We start from the raw sequence: 19,651 nt of genomic DNA on the forward strand, positions 1-19,651 counted from the left end.
TATTAATTCACAAAATCCTTCAAAAAAATAAAAGAAGGCATGACACCTTCTTAAATAGCAACCTTACACAATTTAGCTTGTCTATCATAGTCACTTATATAATCTTCACACATATCGTCAATTACTTCATACAGATGAACAGGCGATACCGTCATTTCTTTAAAGAATTGTGCTAGCTTGTCCACTTTTTCAAAGTAAGGACTTATATTTGTCACTTTTTCTTCTATTATTTCAATTTTCTCCTTTTCTCCATCAAAAATTTCTTGAAGAATTTTGATCCCATACGACGGCAATTTTACTTCCTCTTTTCCGTTAAAAACACTTATTTCTGACATGACCACTGTGTAGTGAGTAGTTATGTTTCTCCTTTCTTCCTCCCTTGTCGATATGTACTCGCTCACTTTCCTGTAATACATCTTACTATCCCCTCCAATTTATTTTTTAAGATTAATTATTAACTTACAATACATATTAATATATTCTATTTTTTTCTAAAAAATCCTTTATTTTTTTGAAAATTTTTTATCGACAGAAAAGACACTTTTTTTACTTTAACAAACATTTAACAAGTCTATGTAAAACTATTTGGTGTTTTTTGCGATATCGAAAATTGTAAATTATTCTGTCTATGTTCAATATTAGAACTATAATTGTCGAAAAAAATTTATAAAAAATTTCTATCAAAAAAATTTCACAAAATACGAAAACTCTTTTTTAAAGTTTTAATATCTCCTTTATTTTATCCATATATTTTTTCCCTGACCTTTCACCATGTAAAATCATGCTTAAATATGGCTCACTGGTACCTATCAATCGCGACAATTCTTTTTGTGTCATATTCAGTTCCGCCAATCTGTCATTCACTAATTTCCCAAAATCTGTTAACTTTCTTTTCTTCATCAAAGCACCCCCTTGTTTTTTCCTACAAACAAAAGTTAGCATATTTATTCAGTAGGAATAATAAAATATTTGTGTTAAAATAGATAATGATTAAAAATTAACTATTTTAAATATATATCTGAATTACGAAAATGTCAATACTAATATCGTAATTCAGAAAAAAACAAAGGAGGAGTGTTATGGATACAGTTGGCGAACGCATAAAATATGCTCGTAAAAAAAATAATTTGACTATAACAGCTTTGAGCAAACTCACAGGATTATCTGTTGGAAATTTAAGTGACCTTGAAAACAACAAATCAATGCCTTCTTCCAATGCTTTGATAAAGTTAAAAAACGCCCTTAATGTTTCAATAGATTGGCTTCTTACTGGCCAACAAATAGAATATGTAAAAGAAGAAGAGGAAAAATACTTATCGAGAGAAGAGTTTGAAAGCATCAGTGAAAAGGATAAAATAATTTTTAAAGCCTTTGAAACATTGCCTGAGGAAAGAAAGAGAGATATAGAAGGATACATAAAAGTGAGTTTGAATACTACTGATTTAGAAGAGTTCATTAAAAAAGAAAAGAAAGTATAATTTTAACCATTATGATTAATTATTAATCATAATGACAAAAGATTACGGCTGCATTTTGCAGCCGTAATCTTTACTCACCCATGAACATTTTCATATCATCTTCTACGTTTGTGATACCACCAATGCCAAATTTGTCAACTAATACTTTTGTGACATTTGGTGATAAGAAAGCAGGAAGCGTAGGTCCTAAATGAATATTTTTTACTCCGAGGTATAAAAGTGCCAAAAGCACTATAACAGCCTTCTGTTCATACCACGCAATGTTGTAAGAAATAGGAAGCTTGTTTATGTCATTTAAACCAAAGACTTCTTTAAGCTTCATGGCTATCACAGCTAATGAGTAAGAGTCATTGCACTGTCCTGCGTCTAAAACTCTTGGAATTCCGTTTATGTCTCCAAGGTTTAACTTGTTGTACCTGTATTTTGCACAACCTGCAGTTAAAATGACTGTATCTTTAGGAAGAGCTTTAGCAAATTCGGTATAATAGGTTCTGCTCTTCATTCTGCCGTCACAGCCTGCCATTACGAAAAATCTCTTTATAGCTCCTGTCTTTACCGCTTCTACAATTTTATCCGCCAGCTCTAAAACTTGGTTGTGAGCAAAACCACCAATTATTTCCCCTCTTTCAATCTCCACAGGTGGCTTGCATCTCTTTGCATGTTCAATTATTTCTGAAAAGTCCTTCTTTCCGTCGGGACCTTCTGGAATGTATTTTACTCCCTCAAAGCCTACAACACCTGTAGTGTAAACTCTATCCTTGTAGGAATCCTTTGGAGGCACAAGGCAGTTTGTAGTCATTAAAATTGGTCCGTTAAATAGCTCAAACTCCTTATCCTGCTGCCACCATGCATTTCCATAATTACCAACAAAATGCGGATATTTCTTAAAAGCTGGATAATAATGAGCAGGAAGCATTTCTCCATGTGTATAAACATCTACCCCTGTACCAGCAGTTTGCTCTAACAATTGCTCTAAGTCTTTCAAGTCATGACCGCTTATCAATATTCCAGGATTATTTCTCACACCGATATTAACTTTTGTTATCTCAGGATGGCCATAAGTCGAGGTATTTGCTTTGTCAAGGAGCGCCATTGTATCAACACCATATTTTCCTGCCTCGAGTGCAAGAGCCACATAATCATCAGCAGTTAAGCTGTCATCTAAAACTTTAGCTAAAGCCTTTTCCATAAACCTAAATATATTATCATCTTTGTATCCCAGCTGATATGCGTGATATGCATAAGCCGCCATACCTTTTACACCATAAGTGATAAGCTCTCTCAAGGACCTTATATCTTCGTCTTTCGTAGATAAAACTCCTACTTCAGCTGCTATTGCTTCTATATCTTCATCTGTATCATAAACCCAGTTTATTGCCTCACAGGATTCGTCTACTTCAATTCCTGCCTTTTTGAGGTCTTCTTTTATTTCTTCTCTTAATGCAACAGCTTCTTTTATTTTGTTAATAAAGAAGTTTCTGTCAAAATTAACGTTAGTTATTGTGGAAAATAATCCCTCAAAAAGGAATCTGTCCGTCTTCTCTTTATTTACTCCTGCCTCTCTTGCTTTTAAATTTAAAAAAGATATGCCTTTTAATGTAAAAATCAACAAATCTTGCAGATTTGCAACGTCGTATGTCTTACCGCATACACCTCTCACTGTACACCCTATGCCCTGAGAGGCTTCTTGACATTGATAGCAAAACATACTCATTTTACTTCCTCCTTTTTCTAAGTTTTTGCCCACAAATTATGATAAGCTAAAAACTCAAAAGAATCTGTGATAAAAATCACAAAATAAAAGCTCCAAATGAGCATATTCATTTGGAGTCACACATTTATTGTATCCATTTCTATATTTTCTATATAAGCATCTGTATTTTCTTCAATATAGTCTACAACCTCTTGAACTATTTTATTTGTTAAAACAGCATCACTGCCACACACCGAAAAACCTATGACAATTGATTTGTGTAAATCTTGATTTTCTATTTCGCATATAGAAACATTATAATGACTTTTTACTTTACCTACAATACTTCTTACAATCATTCTTTTTTCTTTTAAAGAATGAACCCAATTTGCTCTCAGATATATTTTACAATAAGATACAATCATATATATCGCCTTACCTAATTTCCTCCAGAAAATTTTTACAATATAATTATACCTTACATAATAAACTCTTTCAATAAAATCACACCTTCTCTATCTAACGTATTATAAATAGAGGCTGGATAGAGAGGAGTGTGAACATATGAAATGGCTAATTATTCTTGGTTTCGCAATATCATCAAGCATAGATAATTTTGGAGTAGGCATTTCCTATGGTATACGAAATATACGAATAAGCCTTTTTTGTAATACAATTATCGCAGTAATCGCTTTTTTGTTTAGCATATCTGGAATTGTCTTTGGCAAATGGTTAAATTCAATACTTCCAGGGTCACTCCCTATTTTTGTAGGAGCTTTTTTGCTGTTTATAATCGGACTTAGAATTATTTTACTGGCTGTCCCTCGTAAATCTTCTTCACAAAACACACAACAAGTATCATCAAAAACTACTTCTATAAAGGGAATTTTAGAAAATCCTGAAATTGTAGATTTAGATAAATCAGGAGAAATAAGTCTATTAGAAGCAATTCTTTTAGGAATTGCCCTTTCGGCAAATGCCCTGACAAACGGATTAGGAGCAGGGCTTTTGGGCTTTTCTCCCTTTGCTATATCTTTCACTACAGCAATTGGAAGCCTTGTTTCTGTATGGGCAGGAGTACAATTCGGGACAAAAGTTGCTAATATACGAATAGGCTCTTTTACTATCGGACAATTTGGCACAATTATAAGCGGGGTTATTTTACTTATAATAGCTTATAAAGCTTTGTTCTAACCTTTAAAATTATAACACTTGACATAATCCCTTGAATATAATGTATTGAAAAAAGTAAAAGCTAAGAGGTGATTTTATGGAAACAGAAGCAATAGAAAGTATCCCAAGAACTTGCCTTCCTCAAATAGGAGCACCTGCCCCAGATTTCAAAGCCAATAGCACTTTTGGACCTATAAAATTATCAGATTATAGAGGTAAATGGATTGTACTATTTTCACATCCAGGAGATTTTACGCCTGTTTGCACTACTGAATTTATAGCTTTCACACAAGTCTATACCAGTTTTGTAGAAAGAAATGTCCAATTGATAGGATTAAGTATAGACAGTAATCCTTCCCATTTAGCTTGGGTACAAAATATATACAAAAATACTGGTATAGAAATTCCTTTCCCTATAATAGAAGATAAAGATATGAAAATAGCAAAATTGTACGGAATGATATCCCCCGCAGAAAGTTCTACAAGTACTGTTAGAGCTGTATTTGTAATTGATGACAAACAGATACTTCGCCTTATACTGTATTATCCTCTCGAAATAGGTAGAAACATCCAAGAAATAATACGAATTATTGATGCACTGCAAACAGTAGATAAATACAAGGTTTTGGCACCCGCCAACTGGTATCCGGGTATGCCTGTCATCGTTCCACCTCCAAAAACTTATGCCGAACTTAAAGAAAGAGTTAAAAACATTGAAGGATATAATTGTACTGACTGGTATTTATGTTATAAAAAAGTTTAAGCCGGAATTTTCCGGCTTAAACTTTTACCTGCTTTGGAAATCGTACACCATCTTTGATATTTGCCTTATTACAGTATATGCATAAGAATCATCTGACCCATCTACATTGTTTGCCAAGACCGTCAAGATATAAGGCTTTGTGGGATGAAAAACTATTGCAGTGTCATTTACAACATTTGAAAGGTTGCCTATTTTGTGTGCTACTTCTATTTCATCAGGTATTGTATATGATATTCTATCGTTGTATATGGTATTTTTGAGATAATACATCAATTCTCCAGCTGTATCCGGATGAGCCTTCACATAATTTAAGAGATTTTCCATATACATACTCATATCTCTTGGGGAAGTAACATTGCTGTTATAAGGTATTACATTTGCTCCTAAGCTTTCCATGAATTTTATATAGTTATCTCGCCCTACAACTCTCATAATCATATTTGATGCTATATTATCACTCTCTTCAATCGAACGTCTTGAAAGCTCTCTTATAGTATAATAACTTCCAACAGGGTCTGCCTGTATAGAACCGGCACCCCCTTCATAGTCAGCTTGAGTGTATTGCACTTTCATATTAGGGTCTATTTTTCCATCGGTTATAAGAGTATAAAGGTAAAAGTTAAGAGGTACTTTATAAGTGCTTGCCGCAATAAACGAATCATAACCGTTTATTTCAAAAGTTTGCCCTGTATTTAAGTCAATAAAGTAAACTCCGTATTTACCAGGATATTGAGATATTAATGCCTGAATGTTATTTTTAAGTTCTTGATAATTTGTAGCATTGTTCAATTGCTGCGGTACTTCAACAGGCGGATGAGGAATTAAAATCTTTTGCCCAACATATAAACTATCCCCATCATTTAATCCATTTGCATCCATTATATTTTGGGCATTCGTTCCATGGCGCTTTGCTATAAAGTATAAGTTGTCACCTGGTTTGACAGAGTAAACTATCGGGTCAGCCCAGGAAACAGTTTCAAGAGCAGCATATGTCTTAGGACCTACAATTCCATCTGGCACAAGATTTTTGGACCTTTGAAAGTCTAAAACTCCATTTAATGTCATTTTACCAAATATGCCATCAACAGTACCTGTATCAAATCCCGCTTTATTTAACATAGCTTGTAATTCTTCTACATCAGTTCCATACGTCCCGCTATATAAAAGCCTTGACCCAAAAGTGAATTTTGGAAGATTTCTTGCATACGAAAATATAGGTATCAATACAACAATAGCAATAATAAGAATCCATGAAAGTATCTTTTTTATATTCTTCAATTTTATCCCCCCATTCAACTCCATATTATACTGTATATAACATCATATTTCAACAAATATATATATCCATATATACCAATTTACAAATATGATTTTATAAATAAAAAGTTTCTTAATGGGGATATTAATTATGAGGTGATTTAAATATGCGCTCAATGTGGAAAGGAGCAATAAGTTTTGGTCTTGTAAGTATCCCCATAAAACTGTATACCGCTACAGAAGACCATGCCATACATTTTAGGCAACTTCACAAAGAATGTAAATCCCCCATAAAATATGAAAAAATATGCCCTGTATGTAATAGACCCGTTTCAGATGAGGAAATAGTACGAGGGTATGAATACGAACCAGGTAAATTTGTCATTATAGATGATGAAGATTTGGAAAGGATACCTATGCCAACAGTTAAAACCATTGATATAGTAGATTTTACCGATATAGGACAAATAGACCCCATATATTATGACAAAACATATTTCATTGTACCTGAAGATATTGGTACAAAGCCTTATGTACTTTTAAGAGATTCTATGAAAGAAACAAAGCGAGTTGCAATAGCGAAAGTGGTAATTAGGTCAAAGCAAAACCTCGCATGCATACGAGTGTATGATGAAAAATACATGGTCATGGAAACAATGCATTTCCCTGATGAAATAAAAAACGCAAACCAGCTTCCTCCCTTAAGAGAAGTCAGCTTACAGGAAAATGAAATAAAAATGGCCAAACAACTTATTGATACTTTGACCTCCGATTTTAAACCCGAAAAATATGATGATAGTTACAGAAAAGCGTTAATTGAAATGATTGAGTCAAAAATACAGGACAAAGATGTAGAAATTCCCCAAAAAGCACCTGAAGCCGATAATGTTCTTGATTTAGTAAGTGCATTAAAAGCGAGTATTGAATCTGTAAAGAATGAAGAAAAAGCAAAAAAAGGACGCAAAAGAAAAGGCGCATAAAAGGAAGATTGAATATGTCTATGATAGAAGAAAAAATATCACCTATGCTGGCATCCAGCAGTGACCCTTTTGATAGCCCCGAATGGATATATGAAGTCAAATGGGATGGTTCAAGGACTATTGCTTTTATTTCAAATAAAACAAGACTTCAAGATAGAAGGCTTGTTGATATAACCCATCAGTTTCCAGATTTAGCATTACTTCATAAGCAAATAAAAGCAAAAGAAGCAATACTTGACGGTGAACTTGTAGTTTTAAAAAACGGCAAGCCCAGTTACAAAAGCATTATGTCGAGAAAGCATCAACAAAATTTAGTAAAAATAAATCTTTTAAGCAAGATAATGCCCGTAATTTTCATAACATGGGATATATTATATTTAAACGGCAAATCTCTTGTAGAATTGCCACTTATAGAGAGAAAAGATATCCTTAGAAAAACAGTTAAAGAAAACGAGATCATAAAAATATCAGATTTTATATTTGAACATGGAAAAATGCTTTTTGAAGAGACAGGGAAAAAAGGACTTGAAGGAATTGTTGCCAAAAAAGCAGATTCAAAATATTTAATAGGAAAAAGGAGTAAACTCTGGCTTAAGTCAAAACATTTTATTGTAATAAATGCTGTTATTATAGGGTACAGAACTGACAAAACAGCCCTCATACTGGGGCTTTACGATGAGGAAAATAATTTAATAAACATAGGAAGTTGTGAATCAGGCCTATCCCAGAAGGAATTAAAAGCATTCTATGAAGTTGCCAAGGAGATAAAAGCCCCAGATAATTATTATAACTTTAAAGAAAAAAATGTGCAGTGGTTAAAACCCTTGCTAACATGTAAAGTGAGATTTATGGAATGGTCTGAAAACATGAAGATGAGGGCACCTTCTTTTATTCAATTTGAGTATAACGTAAAACCAGAAGAGTGCAGGTTTGAATAAACTCACTTCAAAAACTTAATATACACTCTTCTTCTCCTTGGACCATCAAACTCACATAAATAAATACCCTGCCAAGTTCCTAAAAGTGGCCTTCCATTTTCAATAATGAGAGTTACTGAACTTCCCATAAGAGACGCCTTGATGTGGGCATCAGAATTGCCTTCCATGTGTTTAAAACGCATATTAGGAATTATTTTTTCTAAGGCTGCCATTATATCTTCTCTTACAGTTGGATCTGCATTTTCGTTTATTGTAATTCCCGCTGTTGTATGGGGCACAAAGATAACACAAAGGCCATCAACAACGCCAGATTTTTTAATTTCTTGCATTACCATATCAGTAATATCCACCATAACTTCCCTTGTCGGTGTATTTATCTCCAAAACAACCATAACGACTCCTCCATTTTTTGTTTTCTGGATTTGCTTTTTATAATAGCAAATTGTTTAATGGCATGTCAACATGGATTATAAAAAAGTAAATCAAAAATGCAACATTTATTTCCATATCATCATAAATATACCTGCAGTAATAAGTACACTTGCAACTAACGTTTTTGCGGTGAATTGCTCGTTTAGGATAAAAAAAGATAAAGTTAAAGTTAGGACGATGCTGGATTTATCAATAAGTGCAACCTTTGATACTTCACCTATAGATATTGCCTTATAATAAAATAACCAGGACAAACCTGTCGCCAGTCCAGAGAGAATCAAAAAGATCCAATTTTGTTTTGTCAAACTTTTAATTCCATACTGTCCCCCTGTTGTAAATACAATACCCCACGCTAAAAATATAATAACAGTTGTACGAATAGCTGTAGCCAAGTTAGAATCCACGCCTTTTATGCCAATTTTAGCAAGAATTGAAGTCAAAGCAGCAAACAAAGCTGATAATATTGCAAATAATTTCCACATAATCCAACATCCCCTCAATGCAATTTTTACACTTAACTATTTTTACGTCTCACTTCAATTACTACTGCGTCTTAACCTTTTAACTTCATTATACTTGAGGAAGGAAAAAGTAGCAATATTAATAGTTGAAAAAAGTCGTTCCGTAGGAGAGGATTATGGATCAAGGAAAAAAGGGATAAGTGGCGTAAATCCCGAATTTTTCGAGGCTTTACCACTTATCCCTTTGTTATTCTATAAAGACTTAATCCTTAATCCTTTTCCCTTTCTCCTTCCCAAACGGAACCACTTTTTTCGCATGGGGAAAAGGTATAAATGAAAAATACACAACTCTTCAGCCTTTTGACCTCCATTACTCTACAGTTACTGACTTTGCAAGATTACGCGGTTTATCTACGTCACATCCTTTTTCTACTGCCATATAATATGCTAAAAGTTGCAAAGGCACAACTGTCAATACTGGAGTAAGCTCTTTAAGCGTTTCAGGTATATATATTACTTTATCTACAACGCCCTCAAGCTGCAAATTACCCTGCTTTGCAAAGGCGACTAAAAAACCACCTCTTGCTTTTACTTCTTTTATATTACTAAGCATCTTTTCAAAAAGGTCATCTTGTGTTGCAAGAGCTATCACAAGTGTTCCCTCTTCTACAAGGGCCAAAGTACCGTGTTTTAATTCACCAGCCGGATAAGCCTCTGAATGAATATAGGATATTTCTTTGAGTTTTAAAGAACCCTCCATAGCAACAGCATAGTCCAGTCCTCTTCCAATGTAAAATACGTCTTTTGCATTATAGTGTTCAGAGGCAAATTTTTGTATTACATCTTTGTTGTCAAGTAAATACTGAACTTTTTCAGGAAGTTTCTTTAATTCTGTGCAAAGTTCCATAACCTTTGTTTTAGTTATTGTCCCTCTTTTTATTGCAAGGTCCATAGCTACAAGATAGAGAGCTATAAGTTGCGTAGTATAAGCTTTGGTGGAAGCAACAGCTATTTCAGGACCTGCCCATGTGTATAGTACATCATCTGCTTCTCTGGAGACAGAACTTCCAACGACGTTTGTAATGGCTATAACTCTTGACCCTTTTTTCTTAGCTTCTTTTAATGCAGCAATGGTATCTGCTGTTTCCCCCGACTGGCTTATTACAATTGTAAGAGTTCTTTCATTTACTAAGGGGTTTCTATATCTAAATTCTGAAGCGACATCTACTTCAACAGGTATTCTCGCAAGATTTTCTATGACGTATTTCCCAACAACACCCGCATGATAAGCTGTTCCACAGGCTACAATAAAGATTTTATCTATCTTTTCAAGGTCTTCTTTAGTAATTTTCACATCATCTAAAACTATTTCTGAATCATCAATTATTCTGCCTCTTAATGTATCTTTTATAGCACTTGGCTGCTCGTGAATTTCTTTTATCATGAAATGTTCATAACCGCCCTTTTCAGCCGCCTCTACATCCCATTTTACTTCAAAAAGCGATTTTTCTACTTGCCTTCCAAACATGTCTATAAACTCTACGCTGTCTTTTTTAATTATGGCAATCTCATGATCATCAAGAAAATATACACTTCTTGTATGTTTTAATATAGCTGGGATATCAGATGCAATAAAGTTTTCACCATTGCCTATTCCAACTATAAGAGGTGCTTCTTTTCTTGCAGCTACAATCATATCGGGATTGTTTTTGCACAAAACGCCTAAGGCATAAGAACCTTCAATTCTGTCTAAAACTTTTTTCACAGCCTCTACTATATCGCCATTGTAATAATACTCCAGCAAATTTGCTACAACTTCTGTATCAGTCTCAGACTTAAAGGTATAACCTTCCTCTAACAGCCATTTCTTCAGTGGAAGATAGTTTTCAATTATGCCATTGTGGACTACTGCAATTAGCCCTGATTGGGATAAATGAGGATGGGAGTTTGTATCAGATGGTTCACCATGCGTAGCCCACCTTGTGTGTCCTATGCCTATTGTCCCTACCATATTATCTTTTTCAACAAGCTCTTTTAGGACGTTTAATCTTCCCTTCGCTTTCTTTATATTTATATTGCCATCATTTAAAATGGCAATTCCTGCCGAATCATAGCCTCGATACTCCAATTTTGTCAAACCTTCTAAAAGTATTGGCGTCGCCTGTTTATCGCCAATATATCCTACAATTCCACACATACTCGGTCTCCTCTCACTTTTGTAATAAATATTCATCCCTGCCCAGACTGCTTTATGCCACAGTCGCCTGTGGTTTTACCAGTCCTTTATCGGTCGCAGAAAACCGCAGGGCACCCGCCGATAACTCGATAAACCCTGTCCTCGTCAGCTTAAAGTATACACTTTAAGCCCAGGCGCTTTTTTAATTTTTAATCCTTACCTTCTTTTACTCTTCTTCAATAGGCATCCCCCCTTTCAAATAATACCTTTCGCACTTTTATTTAATTTAATTTTCTTTCTATTAATTCAGCAAGTTCTTTTGCCATTTGACTAATTTTATCAGAATCTTTTCCTTCTACCATAACTCTCACAAGAGGCTCAGTACCCGAGGGTCTTATAAGTACTCGTCCTTCTCCTCTCATTTCCCTTTCTAAGTTTTCAATTTCCCTTTTTATTTCTTCATCCTCTAAATAAGCATGTTTTAACTCATTTTTTACTTTTGCGTTTATAAGAACTTGTGGGTAAGTAACCATGCAGGCAGCTAACTCTGACAATTTTTTGCCACTTTCTTTTAAAATAGAACAAAGTTTTAAAGCAGTAATTTCCCCATCTCCAGTAGTATTGTCATTAAGGAAAATAATATGGCCTGATTGTTCGCCACCAATAGAATATCCGCCTTTTATCATTTCTTCTAAAACATATCTGTCTCCTACTTTTGTCCTTATGAGATTAATCCCTTGCTCTTTAAGTGCAATCTCAAAGCCTATATTGCTCATAACTGTTGCCACAACTGTGTTATTTTTTAACCTACCTTTTTTCTTTAAATCTATAGCACATATTGCCATTATGTGGTCTCCATCAACAACATTTCCTTTTTCATCAACTGCAATAAGTCTATCAGCATCTCCGTCAAAGGCTAAACCTATGTCGGCCCCATTTTCTATGACGAGTTGTTGCAATTTTTCAGGATGAGTAGACCCACAATTGACATTTATCTTTTCCCCTATAGGCTCTGCTCCATGTAATATGACTTCCGCCCCTAGTTCTTTAAATAGAATTGGCGCTACTGTGCTGCTAGCTCCATAAGCACAATCAATTACAATTTTCATTCCTTTTAAATCCCCATCAATAGTAGACTTTAAGAACTCTATGTAATCTCTATGAGAATTTGTGTATTCTTTCCTGGTACCTATTCCCGTCCCAATAGGAGAAGGCAACTCAATTTTTTCTTTTATTATATTTTCTATTCTATCTTCTACTTCATCTGGCAATTTATACCCATTTTTATCAAAAAATTTTATCCCATTGTACTCTACGGGATTATGAGATGCCGATATCATAACTCCAGCATCTGCTTGATATAATCGGGTAAGGTAAGCTACCGCTGGTGTAGGAATTATCCCCACACTTATGACCTCCGCCCCTACAGAGGTAAGACCAGCAGCTAATGCGCATTCTAGCATGTCGCTAGAAATACGGCTGTCTTTTCCCACTACAATTTTGGGCCTATGACTTCCTTCCGTCAAAGCATATGCTCCTGCTCTTCCTAGTTCAAAAGCAAGTTGTGGAGTCAAGTCATAATTAGCTATACCTCTAACACCATCTGTACCAAACAACCTTGCCATTTTCTATCTCCTCTCAATAAATCATACGATAATATTTTATCACAGTGAAAACCATATTTCAATTTACACTATTCCTCCAACATTGTTAATATATTTTGCATAACTTTGTCTCTCAATTCAACAATTTCCATCTTTATATCAATATTCAGATTTGGGTAAATTGGTTCCCCTATTTTTAGTTCAATTTTTCCCCTAAATTTGGGAAAATATTTGCCAAAAGGTAGTATTTCTCTTGTGCCTTTTATAGCCACTGGCACAATGGGCTTTCCCGATTTATATGCTATATACATAGCCCCTTCATACATTTTTTCTACTTTGCCAGTTGGTGATATTCCTCCTTCTGGAAATAATCCTATAGAATTTCCTTCCTTTAGTCTAAATAACGCTTGTTTTATGGCATTTAAATCAGGCGAATTTTTCTTTATGGGAATTGCTTTATCAATTTTTAAAAAATATTTTAAAAAACGCCTTTTATAAAGTTCAGAACTTGCTAAAAATATAACGGGTCTTTTTACAGAACAGGCTACCACAACTGGGTCTAGCAAACTTTGATGGTTTGCAACAAAAATACAAGCTCCCTCAGGCAAATTTTTCTCATATTTTACTTCAAAGGAATAGAATATCTTAAGAATCAATTTAGCAATAAGCCGTAAAATTCTATATAACAAAAAAATAATACCTCCCTTCCTCTAATGACAAATTCAATAAAGTCAGCGCTATAAGATATATTCGCCACAATCTTTAACAATCCTTCTTTTAATAAAAAATGGAGGAAATTATCTCCCCCTCTTAGATTACCTCCAGCCCTTTTCTAAAGGCATTTGTATTTAATTCAACAAATTTTTGTGGCACGTTATTTTTTATTACCTCTTCCCAATCAATGCCTTGTAGTCCTAAATATTTAACAAGTACTCCTAAAAGAACTATATTTTGAGCCTTTATATTTCCAAGGCTCTCTGCTATTTTATCTGCATCTACTGCAATTGTCTTTACGCTTTTTGATATTTCCTCAATTAAGTTCTTGGGATACTCTTCTTTGCTTATGAGCACAGAAAGTGGAGGTATTTCTACCGTATTTACAATGACAACGCCGTCTTTTTTAAGATAATTTAACCATCGCACAGCTTCCATTTTTTCAAAGGCTACGATAACATCAGCAGCCCCAACTTCAATGACTGGAGAATAAACTTTTTCTCCAAACCTTATTTGAGTATTGACACTTCCTCCTCTTTGAGACATGCCGTGGACTTCTGACATTTTTACATCATAACCACTTTTTAATAGTCCTTCCGCCAAAACATTACTGGCTAGAATAGTGCCTTGCCCTCCTACCCCTACCATTAATATGCTTTTCACTTCTTGCACTTTATTTCACCTCACCTTTTCTATAGCATCGAAAGGACATACCTGCATACAAACTGTACATCCGGTACACTGGTCAGGGTCTATGCTAAATATTCCATCTTTTTTGCTTATAGCAGGACAACCTATCCTTAGACACAAACCGCATTTTTTGCATTTATCTTGGTCTATTCTACACTCTCCCTGAGGTCTCGGAGGAATCAAAGCACAAGGTCCCTTTGCTACAATTACCATTGTATCGTCAGTATTCATAGCTTCATCAACAGCATTTTCAACTTCTTTTAAGTTAAAAGGATCAACCACTCTTACTCTTTTTACTCCTATTGCTTCACTTAATTTCGCTATATCTATTTCTGGAGCCTCTTCTCCCATCAAAGTTTTCCCAGTTCCAGGATTGTGCTGATGCCCCGTCATAGCTGTTATGCGGTTGTCAAGAATTATAGGTACAGCATTTCCTTTATTGTAGACTATATCAATCAAACCTGTTATTCCTGAATGGAAGAAAGTTGAGTCACCTATTACACTAAAAATCTTTTGTTTCCTTCCTTTGTGTTCATTGGCCTTTTGGAATCCGTGAGATCCAGAAATACTTGCTCCCATGCAAACACAGGTATCTATAGCTTCCAGTGGAGGAGCTGCCCCTAAAGTATAACATCCAATGTCGCCTAAGACTGGAACTCTCTTTTTTTCAATACGTAGAAAACTCCCCTGTGAGGACATCCTGCACAAAGCATAGGAGGTCTACCTGGCACTTTTGTATCAACTGATATATGCTCTAATTCTTCACCCTTTATAGCTTTTCTTATTATACCAGGATTTAATTCCCCTACTATCGGCAATATCTCTTTGCCTATGACTTTTATTCCTAAGCTTTTTACATGTTCTTCGATGTAAGGTTCCAATTCCTCTACAACGTATAGTTTTTTAACTCCTTCTGCGAATTTTTTTATAAGCTCTGATGGCAAAGGATAAGTCATTCCTAATTTTAAGATTGAAACTTCATCTCCAAAAACTTCTTTTACATAAAGATAGCTTATACCACTGGTAATTATGCCAATTTCTCTATCATTCCATTCTATTCTGTTAATAGAAATTTCTTCTGACAATTGTCTTAAAGCCTTTAATCTTTCTTCTACAACTACATGCCTTTTTTGTGCATTAGCAGGCACCATTACATATTTAGGAATATCTTTTTTATAAGGTTTCATCTCTACATTTTGTCTTTCACCTAATTCTACTACTCCTTTGCCATGACTTACCCTTGTTGTAAGCCTTAACAAAACAGGAGTATCGTACTTTTCACTTATGTCCAATGCGTATCCTACAAAATCTTTACATTCTTGACTGTCTGAAGGTTCTAACATGGGTATTTTAGCAAATTTTGCATAATACCTATTGTCCTGTTCATTTTGTGATGAGTGCATTCCAGGGTCATCTGCCGTTACAATTACACAACCCCCATTAACACCTGTATATGCAAAAGTGAAAAGTGGGTCTGCTGCCACATTAAGGCCAACATGTTTCATAGCAGCAAGACTTCTTGCGCCTGCGATAGAAGCACCAATTGCTGCTTCAACAGCAACTTTTTCATTTGGCGCCCATTCAGAATATATTTCTTTGTACTTAGCTATATTCTCTATTATCTCTGTGCTTGGTGTACCAGGGTATGCAGCAGCAAAAGTGATGCCGTACTCATAAGCACCTCTTGCTACTGCTTCATCTCCCATCATTATTTTTTTCATTCATTTTCCCCCATTTAATTTATCGTTATCAAAAAGATACTGCACAGGCAAAAGCTATAGAATTAAACTTATCTTCGTGGGAATCAGCTCTTGAAACTAGAACAATTGGCGCTTTTGCTCCTACCACAATTCCCGCACTTCTTGCCTTTGCAAAATAAGTAAAGCTTTTACCTAAAGCATTTCCTACCTCTATAAATGGCACCAACAAAATATCGGCATCTCCTGCAACCTCACTTTTTACTCCTTTGTGAATTGCCGCCTCTTTGCTTATGGCAAGGTCAAAAGCTAAAGGACCATCTACTATTCCTTCTATCTCACCTCTTTGGTTCATTTCCTTTAATTTAGCGGCTTCAACAGTGGAAGGCATTTTAGGGTTTACCACTTCTACCGCCGACAAACAGGCTACTTTAGGATTTTCTATTTCTATAGCTTTTGCCACTTTAATAGCATTTTTTAAAATTTGCACTTTTTCTTCTAAAGTAGGACTAATATTCATTCCTCCATCAGTCAAAAGCAATAACTTGTGATAGTTGGGAATTTCATAAACCATTACATGACTGAGTAATCCTTCTCCTCTAATGCCGTATTCGCTGTCAAGAACAGCCCTTAAAAGAGTAGCAGTAGGAACAAGACCTTTCATGACAAAAGAAGCCCTACCTTCTCTAACTTCTAAAACTGCCCTTTTGCATTTTTCCGACTCTTCTTTTTCATCAATTATTTCATATTGCTTAATATCAATGCCTATATCTTTTGCAATAGTTTCTATTTTTTCTTTAATACCTACCAATATAGGATTTCCTATCCCTTCTTTTCTTGCAGATTCGCATGCTAACAATACTTCACAGTCTTCTGCCCCTGCCACAGTAAATATTTTATTGAATCCTTTTGCTTTCTCTACAATTTCACTTAATTTTTTCAAATTTACACCTCCTACAGAAAAAATAACCTCCGAAGAGGTTATTTTTTAGTTGTAATGAGACTTTTTACTAATTCTGCTCCCCTATTTAACGCTTTTTCATTTATAGGCATCAAATGCTCTTTACCTTTGCCAAAGACCTCAGGCAGAGCTTTTAGTACTGTTTCCATTTTTACAACTTTAGTAGCTTCTATGAAAGCTCCTAGCATCACCATGTTAGCAATTTTTAAATTACCCAATTCATTAGCAATATCATTGGCAGGTATCTCATACACTTCTATATCTTTTCTCTCTGCTTTTCTATCTACTAATGAAGTATTTATGAATAATTTTCCACCTGGTATCACATAAGATTCATATTTGTCTAAAGAAGGCCTATTCATTACAACTACAGAGGTAGCCTCTGTAATAATTGGAGAGCCTACTTCCTCATCTGATACAGTGACATTACAATAGGCAGTTCCTCCTCTCATTTCAGGACCATAAGAAGGAGTCCAAGACACATTTTTCCCTTCAAACATTCCCGCATAGGTAATTATAAGCCCCATTGATAAAACTCCTTGACCACCAAAGCCTGCAAAAATTATTCTTTCTTCCATAATTACTTAACCTCCTCTAAGGTGTTTTTATACACACCCAAAGGGTAATACGGTTCCATGTGCTCTTTTATCCAATTTAATGCCTCTACCGGTGTCATACCCCAGTTAGTAGGACAACTAGAGAGCACTTCTATCATAGAAAACCCCTTTTTTTGTATTTGAGCTAAAAATGCATTTTTTATGGCTTTTTTAGCCTGCATTACATGTTTTACATCGTAAACAGATACTCTTTCAATATATGCTGTACCCTCAAGGGTTGCTAGCATTTCACTCACTCTAATGGGATAACCATTTATTTCTGGCTTTCTTCCGTAAGGAGTAGTAGTTGTTTCCTGACCAATTAATGTAGTAGGAGCCATTTGTCCTCCTGTCATTCCATAGTTAGCATTGTTGACAAAAATAACTGTTATATTTTCTCCCCTTGCAGCCGCATGAACAATCTCTGCTGTTCCAATAGCTGCTAAGTCTCCATCTCCTTGATAAGTAAACACAATTTTATCAGGATGAACTCTCTTAATACCTGTAGCAACTGCTGGAGCCCTCCCATGAGCTGCCTCTTGCATATCACAATTAAAATAGTCATATGCAAATACAGCACATCCTACAGGAGCAACACCTATTGCCTTATCTAAAACATCTAACTCTTCCATAATTTCAGCTACTAACCTGTGGATTATACCATGAGTACAGCCTGGACAATAATGAAAAGGCGTATCTGTCAATCCCTTTGTTTTTTGAAATACAACAGCCATTATTTCACACCTCCTGCAATTTTCCTAATTTGTTCTAGCATCACAGATGGTTCTGGTATCATACCACCTGGCCTTCCGTAGAAATAGACCGGCTTTTTGAATTGTACTGCAAGTTTTACATCTTCTACCATTTGTCCCATGCTCATTTCTACAGTCAAATAAGCTTTTGCGGTATCAACTGTCTTTTCGAAAGGCTCTTTCGGGAAAGGCCACAAGGAAATAGGTCTTATTAATCCTACTTTATACCCTTCTCTTCTTGCAATATTCATCACATTCTTTGCTACGCGGGCAATAGTACCATAAGCAACTAAAATAACATCCGCATCTTCGCAATTTATCATTTCATATCTCACTTCATTCTTTTCAGCCTTTGCATATTTTTCAAATAATTGATAATTATATTTCTCTAATACAGGTGGATCGATATATAAAGAATTGATTATGTTTCTATGCTCTCTATTTCCTCTTCCTGTAGTAGCCCATGTTTTTTCTGGAATATCTCTCTTTCTTTTTTGAATATTTTCAAAATCTACAGGTTCCATCATCTGACCTAACATCCCATCTCCCAATATAACAACAGGGTTCCTATATTCATCTGCAATATCAAAAGCTTCTTGGACTAAATCTGCCATTTCTTGGATTGTAGAAGGAGCAAGGACAATCAATCTATAATCTCCATGGCCTCCTCCTTTTGTAGATTGAAAGTAATCTCCTTGAGCTCCTTGAATGTCTCCTAATCCTGGGCCACCCCTCATTATATTCACAATTACACAAGGTACTTGAGCACCTGCAAGATATGAGATACCTTCTTGCATAAGACTCAAACCAGGGCTGCTGGTGGAAGTCATAACACGAGCTCCTGCTCCACCTGCTCCATATACCATATTTATAGCAGAAACTTCACTTTCTGCTTGTAAAAATACGCCACCTACCTCTGGCATTCTCTTTGCCATGTAAGCTGTAACCTCATTTTGAGGTGTTATAGGATAACCAAAGTAATGTCTACACCCAGCTTGAATAGCTGCTTCCGCTAACGCCTCATTACCTTTCATTAATACCTTAGCCATCTTACTCCCCTCCATTTATTTTATAACTGTTATAACAGTATCAGGACACATCATAGCGCAAAATGCACAACCTATACATTTGTTCATATTTTCCGGTTTAACAGTGGCAGGATGATATCCCTTCACATTTATTTTGCTCATGTCCATTTCAATAATTTTCTTGGGACAAGCATTTACACACAATTCACAACCTTTACATAAATCTTCATTAAAAATAACTTTTGCCACATAAATTCC

General features: G+C 35.1%; 21 protein-coding genes and 1 pseudogene. 5 read left to right on the forward strand and 17 right to left on the reverse strand.

Features of this window, described 5'->3' with window-relative positions:
- Positions 1-50: 50 nt before the first annotated feature.
- Positions 51-416 carry a DUF6514 family protein gene (locus tag OEI98_RS11870; RefSeq protein ID WP_003867466.1) on the reverse strand — a complete coding sequence of 122 codons (366 nt, stop codon included), beginning with the start codon at positions 414-416 and terminating at the stop codon, positions 51-53.
- A 298-nt stretch (positions 417-714) separates the two neighbouring features.
- Positions 715-900: a helix-turn-helix domain-containing protein gene (locus OEI98_RS11875; RefSeq protein ID WP_003867465.1), complete on the reverse strand. Its 186-nt coding sequence runs from the start codon at positions 898-900 to the stop codon at positions 715-717.
- Between the two features lie 179 nt (positions 901-1,079).
- Between OEI98_RS11875 and OEI98_RS11880 the strand changes: the two genes are divergently transcribed.
- Complete coding sequence (locus OEI98_RS11880) at positions 1,080-1,478, forward strand: helix-turn-helix domain-containing protein (protein ID WP_003867464.1); 399 nt, start codon at positions 1,080-1,082, stop codon at positions 1,476-1,478.
- 70 nt (positions 1,479-1,548) lie between these two features.
- On the opposite strand, the gene hcp is transcribed toward OEI98_RS11880, so the two are convergent.
- The gene (gene hcp, locus OEI98_RS11885) at positions 1,549-3,192 is read right to left on the reverse strand and encodes a hydroxylamine reductase (RefSeq protein WP_003870029.1); all 1,644 of its coding nucleotides are present in this window, start codon (positions 3,190-3,192) and stop codon (positions 1,549-1,551) included.
- Positions 3,193-3,308: 116 nt separating this feature from the next.
- Positions 3,309-3,596 (reverse strand): DUF503 domain-containing protein, encoded by a 288-nt coding sequence (locus OEI98_RS11890; protein WP_004403250.1) that lies wholly within the window; start codon positions 3,594-3,596, stop codon positions 3,309-3,311.
- Positions 3,597-3,711: 115 nt separating this feature from the next.
- Here OEI98_RS11890 and ytaF point away from each other — a divergent pair, with 115 nt between their 5' ends.
- Both ytaF and OEI98_RS11900 read left to right on the forward strand, forming a co-directional pair.
- Complete coding sequence (gene ytaF / locus OEI98_RS11895; protein ID WP_323053819.1) at positions 3,712-4,365, forward strand: sporulation membrane protein YtaF; 654 nt, start codon at positions 3,712-3,714, stop codon at positions 4,363-4,365.
- 76 nt (positions 4,366-4,441) lie between these two features.
- Entirely contained in the window at positions 4,442-5,107 is a 666-nt protein-coding gene (locus OEI98_RS11900) for a peroxiredoxin (RefSeq protein WP_003870032.1), read from the forward strand.
- Positions 5,108-5,131: 24 nt separating this feature from the next.
- Here the strand turns inward: OEI98_RS11900 and OEI98_RS11905 are convergent, their stop codons facing one another.
- Positions 5,132-6,409, reverse strand: a complete 1,278-nt coding sequence (locus OEI98_RS11905) for a serine hydrolase (RefSeq protein WP_033426665.1) — start codon at positions 6,407-6,409, stop codon at positions 5,132-5,134.
- 122 nt (positions 6,410-6,531) lie between these two features.
- Between OEI98_RS11905 and OEI98_RS11910 the strand changes: the two genes are divergently transcribed.
- Positions 6,532-7,344: a Ku protein gene (locus OEI98_RS11910; protein WP_003870034.1), complete on the forward strand. Its 813-nt coding sequence runs from the start codon at positions 6,532-6,534 to the stop codon at positions 7,342-7,344.
- A 14-nt stretch (positions 7,345-7,358) separates the two neighbouring features.
- Positions 7,359-8,282 (forward strand): non-homologous end-joining DNA ligase, encoded by a 924-nt coding sequence (gene ligD / locus OEI98_RS11915; protein ID WP_003867458.1) that lies wholly within the window; start codon positions 7,359-7,361, stop codon positions 8,280-8,282.
- Between the two features lie 2 nt (positions 8,283-8,284).
- On the opposite strand, the gene OEI98_RS11920 is transcribed toward ligD, so the two are convergent.
- From OEI98_RS11920 to OEI98_RS11975, 12 genes and pseudogenes are all read right to left on the reverse strand, one after another.
- Positions 8,285-8,674, reverse strand: coding sequence for a secondary thiamine-phosphate synthase enzyme YjbQ (locus OEI98_RS11920; protein ID WP_003870036.1), 390 nt, complete (start codon positions 8,672-8,674; stop codon positions 8,285-8,287).
- Between the two features lie 105 nt (positions 8,675-8,779).
- Positions 8,780-9,196, reverse strand: a complete 417-nt coding sequence (locus tag OEI98_RS11925) for an EamA family transporter (RefSeq protein WP_003870037.1) — start codon at positions 9,194-9,196, stop codon at positions 8,780-8,782.
- A 349-nt stretch (positions 9,197-9,545) separates the two neighbouring features.
- Positions 9,546-11,372, reverse strand: a complete 1,827-nt coding sequence (gene glmS, locus OEI98_RS11930) for a glutamine--fructose-6-phosphate transaminase (isomerizing) (protein WP_003870038.1) — start codon at positions 11,370-11,372, stop codon at positions 9,546-9,548.
- 260 nt (positions 11,373-11,632) lie between these two features.
- On the reverse strand, positions 11,633-12,976 hold the full coding sequence (gene glmM, locus OEI98_RS11935; RefSeq protein WP_003870039.1) for a phosphoglucosamine mutase: 1,344 nt from the start codon (positions 12,974-12,976) through the stop codon (positions 11,633-11,635).
- A 68-nt stretch (positions 12,977-13,044) separates the two neighbouring features.
- Positions 13,045-13,644: a lysophospholipid acyltransferase family protein gene (locus OEI98_RS11940; RefSeq protein WP_003870040.1), complete on the reverse strand. Its 600-nt coding sequence runs from the start codon at positions 13,642-13,644 to the stop codon at positions 13,045-13,047.
- Between the two features lie 121 nt (positions 13,645-13,765).
- On the reverse strand, positions 13,766-14,341 hold the full coding sequence (locus tag OEI98_RS11945) for an indolepyruvate oxidoreductase subunit beta (protein WP_003870041.1): 576 nt from the start codon (positions 14,339-14,341) through the stop codon (positions 13,766-13,768).
- Between the two features lie 6 nt (positions 14,342-14,347).
- A pseudogene (gene iorA, locus OEI98_RS11950) lies at positions 14,348-16,080 on the reverse strand (indolepyruvate ferredoxin oxidoreductase subunit alpha).
- A gap of 28 nt (positions 16,081-16,108) precedes the next feature.
- Positions 16,109-16,999, reverse strand: a complete 891-nt coding sequence (locus OEI98_RS11955; RefSeq protein WP_003870043.1) for a bifunctional enoyl-CoA hydratase/phosphate acetyltransferase — start codon at positions 16,997-16,999, stop codon at positions 16,109-16,111.
- A gap of 38 nt (positions 17,000-17,037) precedes the next feature.
- On the reverse strand, positions 17,038-17,595 hold the full coding sequence (locus tag OEI98_RS11960) for a 2-oxoacid:acceptor oxidoreductase family protein (protein WP_003870044.1): 558 nt from the start codon (positions 17,593-17,595) through the stop codon (positions 17,038-17,040).
- A 2-nt stretch (positions 17,596-17,597) separates the two neighbouring features.
- Positions 17,598-18,347, reverse strand: a complete 750-nt coding sequence (locus OEI98_RS11965) for a thiamine pyrophosphate-dependent enzyme (protein ID WP_003870045.1) — start codon at positions 18,345-18,347, stop codon at positions 17,598-17,600.
- Positions 18,347-19,414, reverse strand: a complete 1,068-nt coding sequence (locus OEI98_RS11970; protein ID WP_003870046.1) for a 3-methyl-2-oxobutanoate dehydrogenase subunit VorB — start codon at positions 19,412-19,414, stop codon at positions 18,347-18,349. The genes OEI98_RS11965 and OEI98_RS11970 overlap by 1 nt, the downstream gene beginning before the upstream one ends.
- 15 nt (positions 19,415-19,429) lie before the next feature.
- Positions 19,430-19,642, reverse strand: a complete 213-nt coding sequence (locus OEI98_RS11975) for a 4Fe-4S binding protein (protein ID WP_003870047.1) — start codon at positions 19,640-19,642, stop codon at positions 19,430-19,432.
- Between the last annotated feature and the right edge of the window lie 9 nt (positions 19,643-19,651).

The sequence above is a fragment of the Thermoanaerobacter sp. RKWS2 genome (assembly GCF_026240795.1).
Classification (GTDB): domain Bacteria; phylum Bacillota; class Thermoanaerobacteria; order Thermoanaerobacterales; family Thermoanaerobacteraceae; genus Thermoanaerobacter; species Thermoanaerobacter ethanolicus.

Coding starts and splice junctions, on each gene's coding strand:
- OEI98_RS11870 (WP_003867466.1), bottom strand. CDS start 416: ATGTATTACAGGAAAGTGAGCGAGTACATATCGACAAGGGAGGAAGAA.
- OEI98_RS11875 (WP_003867465.1), bottom strand. CDS start 900: ATGAAGAAAAGAAAGTTAACAGATTTTGGGAAATTAGTGAATGACAGA.
- OEI98_RS11880 (WP_003867464.1), top strand. CDS start 1,080: ATGGATACAGTTGGCGAACGCATAAAATATGCTCGTAAAAAAAATAAT.
- hcp (WP_003870029.1), bottom strand. CDS start 3,192: ATGAGTATGTTTTGCTATCAATGTCAAGAAGCCTCTCAGGGCATAGGG.
- OEI98_RS11890 (WP_004403250.1), bottom strand. CDS start 3,596: ATGATTGTATCTTATTGTAAAATATATCTGAGAGCAAATTGGGTTCAT.
- OEI98_RS11900 (WP_003870032.1), top strand. CDS start 4,442: ATGGAAACAGAAGCAATAGAAAGTATCCCAAGAACTTGCCTTCCTCAA.
- OEI98_RS11905 (WP_033426665.1), bottom strand. CDS start 6,409: ATGGAGTTGAATGGGGGGATAAAATTGAAGAATATAAAAAAGATACTT.
- OEI98_RS11910 (WP_003870034.1), top strand. CDS start 6,532: ATGCGCTCAATGTGGAAAGGAGCAATAAGTTTTGGTCTTGTAAGTATC.
- ligD (WP_003867458.1), top strand. CDS start 7,359: ATGTCTATGATAGAAGAAAAAATATCACCTATGCTGGCATCCAGCAGT.
- OEI98_RS11920 (WP_003870036.1), bottom strand. CDS start 8,674: ATGGTTGTTTTGGAGATAAATACACCGACAAGGGAAGTTATGGTGGAT.
- OEI98_RS11925 (WP_003870037.1), bottom strand. CDS start 9,196: ATGTGGAAATTATTTGCAATATTATCAGCTTTGTTTGCTGCTTTGACT.
- glmS (WP_003870038.1), bottom strand. CDS start 11,372: ATGTGTGGAATTGTAGGATATATTGGCGATAAACAGGCGACGCCAATA.
- glmM (WP_003870039.1), bottom strand. CDS start 12,976: ATGGCAAGGTTGTTTGGTACAGATGGTGTTAGAGGTATAGCTAATTAT.
- OEI98_RS11960 (WP_003870044.1), bottom strand. CDS start 17,595: ATGGAAGAAAGAATAATTTTTGCAGGCTTTGGTGGTCAAGGAGTTTTA.
- OEI98_RS11965 (WP_003870045.1), bottom strand. CDS start 18,347: ATGGCTGTTGTATTTCAAAAAACAAAGGGATTGACAGATACGCCTTTT.
- OEI98_RS11970 (WP_003870046.1), bottom strand. CDS start 19,414: ATGGCTAAGGTATTAATGAAAGGTAATGAGGCGTTAGCGGAAGCAGCT.